This window comes from Humibacter sp. (assembly GCF_035547335.1).
GTDB lineage: Bacteria > Actinomycetota > Actinomycetes > Actinomycetales > Microbacteriaceae > Humibacter.
This window is the reverse complement of the sequence record NZ_DASZVF010000073.1, coordinates 1-3,212: the sequence shown is the minus strand read 5'-3', so window position 1 is coordinate 3,212 and position 3,212 is coordinate 1. Positions and strand designations below refer to the sequence as shown.

Annotated in this window: 3 protein-coding genes and 1 pseudogene; 2 read left to right on the top strand and 2 right to left on the bottom strand. The window is 71.7% G+C overall.

The window, feature by feature from the left end; all coding sequences use genetic code 11:
• Positions 1–432 (top strand): annotated as a pseudogene (locus tag VHB92_RS14845) (ABC transporter); the annotation flags it as partial.
• 33 nt (positions 433–465) lie between these two features.
• Here VHB92_RS14845 and VHB92_RS14840 read toward each other — a convergent pair.
• Entirely contained in the window at positions 466–1,236 is a 771-nt protein-coding gene (locus tag VHB92_RS14840; RefSeq protein ID WP_325454541.1) for a class I SAM-dependent methyltransferase, read from the bottom strand.
• A gap of 23 nt (positions 1,237–1,259) precedes the next feature.
• On the opposite strand from VHB92_RS14840, the gene VHB92_RS14835 reads away from it, so the two are divergent.
• Positions 1,260–2,117 carry a helix-turn-helix transcriptional regulator gene (locus tag VHB92_RS14835; protein ID WP_325454540.1) on the top strand — a complete coding sequence of 286 codons (858 nt, stop codon included), beginning with the start codon at positions 1,260–1,262 and terminating at the stop codon, positions 2,115–2,117.
• A 195-nt stretch (positions 2,118–2,312) separates the two neighbouring features.
• Here the strand turns inward: VHB92_RS14835 and VHB92_RS14830 are convergent, their stop codons facing one another.
• Positions 2,313–3,158, bottom strand: coding sequence for a site-specific integrase (locus VHB92_RS14830; RefSeq protein ID WP_325454539.1), 846 nt, complete (start codon positions 3,156–3,158; stop codon positions 2,313–2,315).
• Positions 3,159–3,212 lie beyond the last annotated feature (54 nt).

The following is a 3,212-nucleotide window of genomic DNA, read 5'->3' as shown; positions in this document are numbered from 1 at the left end:
GACGTGTCCGCCGCCGCCCGCAGCCTGACGACGTTGCAGGCGGTCGGTCTCGGCTACCTGCGGCTCGGCCAGCCCGCGACCGAGCTCAGCGGCGGGGAGGCGCAGCGGATCAAGCTCGCGACCGAGCTGCAGCGCACTCGCCGGGGCCACACGCTCTACCTGCTGGACGAACCCACATCGGGGCTGCACCCCGCGGACGTCACGCTGCTGCTCGAGCAGCTGCACCGGCTGGTCGACGCCGCCAACACCGTCGTGCTCGTCGAGCACGACCTCGCGGCGATCGCCACGGCCGACTGGGCGATCGACCTCGGACCCGGTGGGGGAGACGCCGGCGGACGGGTGGTCGCCGCCGGACCGCCGGCCGCCGTCGCCCGCGCACCGAAGAGCGCCACCGCGCGGTACCTCAAGACGTGGCTCGCGCGGGCGGCCTGAGACGGTGCGGCCGAGCCTGACGCCTTCTCGCGGTCAGCGCGGACGAGCGTGCACGACAGTCGTCTGGATGCCCGCGCTCAGCCGGCCGTCGTCGCGGCTGGGCCGGAACCCGGTGGCCGGGCCGCCGGCGAGCTCGTCCTCCAGGGCTGCCAGCACCGCCTCGCTGTCCGACTGCTCGGTGAGGAACAGGTCGAGGGGCACCGGAACCCGCTCGAGCGTCTCGTGCCGGATGACCGGCCCCACCTCGTCCTCGAGCATCCGCACCAGCTCCTCCGCGAGGAGCAGCGCGGTGTGCGACGGGTCGATGAGGCGGTGCAGCTCGTCGTACCGGTGCCGCACACCCGCCTCCGGCGCCACCATGTCGGAGATCACCACCCGGCCCGAGCGCCGGCACACCCGGGCCATCTCCCGCACCTGCTCGCGGGGATCGGCGAAGTGGTGCAGCGAGTTGCGACAGGCGACGACGTCGAACGAGTCGTCGACGAACGGCAGGTCGGCGGCGTCGCCCTCCTGCAGCAGCACGTTGCGGATGCCGTTGCGCGCGAGCCGGGCGTGGGCTTCGTCGAGGAGCGCACGGGTGAGGTCGATGCCGACCACCTGGCGCACGAACGGCGCGGCCGCTTCCGAGGCATGCGCGGCGCCGCAGGCGACGTCGAGCACGACATCATCCGGCGTGACCTCGCCGAGGTGCTGACGGGTCAGCTCGCGCTGCGTCGCGAACAGCGAGTCCTCACCTTGGAAGATGCCGAGCTGGCGGGTGAAGGAGCTCTTCACCGTCTCGTTGTGGTCGTCCCGATCGCTCATGGCTCCATGGCTACGCTCCCGCCATGGTGGCCGTCACCGCGCGAACGGACAGAGATCTGCTCCTGCCGGACAGGGTGCGACCGGTCGGCGCGGATCGGTTCGTCGACGTTCGCGGCGGCGCGCCGGCGCAGGCGGGCACCTTCGCCTTCGACCGCAGCGACTCCGACGAGATCGTCACCGGCTGGCACCACCACGACATGCACCAGGTGGAGTACGCGCTGCGCGGGACCGTCGAGGTCGAGACCCGCACGGCCCACTACCTCCTGCCTCCGCAGCAGGCCGTCTGGATCCCCGCAGGCCTCGAGCACTGCACGACGATCCGACGCGTCAGCACGGTGTCGGTCTTCTTCGCGCCCGAGCTGGTGCCGGATGCCGGCGACCGTGCACGCGTGCTCGCAGCGGCCCCCGTGGTGCGGGAGATGATCGTGCACGCCATGCGTTGGCCGGTGTGGCGCACCGACCCCGACCCGCGTGCCGACACCTTCTTCCTGGCGTTGGCCGGCCTCGTCAGCGACTGGCTCGACCACGAGACCCCGTTGCGCTTGCCGACGAGCAGCGATCCGCTGATCGCCGCGGCGATGGCCTACACGCGCGAGCACCTCGACGACGTGACGGTCGTCGATGTCGCCCGCGCCGTCGGCGTCTCGGACCGCACGTTGCGCCGCGCGTTCGCGAGCACGACAGGCATGTCGTGGCGCCGTTACTTGCTGGAGGCCCGGTTGCTGCGCGCGATGGCGCTGCTGTCGGGGGTGAGCCCGAGCCCGACCGTGCTCGACGTGGCGACCGAGGTGGGCTTCGAGAGCGTCAGCGCGTTCACCCGCGCGTTCCGCGCCTTCGTCGGTGAACCGCCGACCGCCTACCGCCGGCGCGTCACCGGCTGAGCGGTGGTTATCCGCGATGTCCCAGGGGCGTTGTGTCCGAGGGGGGACTTGAACCCCCATGCCCTTGCGGGCACTAGCACCTCAAGGCAATTGCCAACGATCGCATCCGCGCAGGTCAGAGCGTTGTGCCTGCGAGACAGCAAGAACCAGGACGGCATATCCGGCACCGAACAGCCCCTGCGGCGTGTGCGTGAGTCACTGGTGAGTCACGTCCTGCGAGCCCTCCACGGGCCGCAGCGCACGTGGCCGGGCGGGCGCACCCTCGAGCCCGGCGAGGACCTGCTCCTCCTCGCCCTCGACGGCGTGCAGGTACTGCTGGGTGGTGAGGATCGACTCGTGGCCGGCCATCCGCCGCACGGTGTCGAGCGGCACGTTGCCGGCGTTCGCGAGCCAGCTGATGTAGGAGTGCCGCAGCGAATGCGGCGTCGGGAGTGGCAGCAACTCGCCGTCGGCGGAAGCCACCGCCTCGATCGTGGTGCGTCGGTCGTCGGTCCAGGTGGCGAGGCCCGCCTGGACGAGCGCCGGCTGCCACACCCAGGATCGGAACGAGGACCGGGTCATCGACCCGCCGGTCGTCGTCGTGAACAGCAGGTCGCCCGGTCGCAGGCCGAGTTCCGTCACGTGCTGCTCGAGCGCGCGTGCGAGCGCCTCCGTCATCGGCACCGTGCGGCGGCCAGCGTCGGTCTTGGGATACTCCTTCACCCGGGTCTTGCCGCTGACCTCCTCGACGACCTGGACGACCGACAGGCGGCGCTTGAGCAGATTCACGTCCCGGACGCGCACGCCGAGGACCTCACCCCAGCGCAGGCCGGCCCAGAGCATCACCATGCACATCACCCAGGGCTGTCGGCGGCGCGCCTCGGGGCCGCGCCGAACTCGGTCCGGTGCGGCCACGGCGGCGAGCATCTTCATCGCCTCGTCCCGGGTGAAGATCCGCTTGTCGGTCTTGGCCTCGGGCCGGATGGTGACCCCGGTGGCCGGGTTGCGGGCGAGCGTGCCGTCATCGACGGCGACTTCGAGGATCCGGTGCAGCAGGCTCACGATGCCCGAGGCGGAGTGGAAGCCCTGACGATGGCCGTCGCTGTGGTGGGCGTC

Bases quoted from the DNA above. Each gene is read 5' to 3' on its own strand.
- VHB92_RS14840 (WP_325454541.1), bottom strand. From the start codon at position 1,236: ATGAGCGATCGGGACGACCACAACGAGACGGTGAAGAGCTCCTTCACC.
- VHB92_RS14835 (WP_325454540.1), top strand. From the start codon at position 1,260: ATGGTGGCCGTCACCGCGCGAACGGACAGAGATCTGCTCCTGCCGGAC.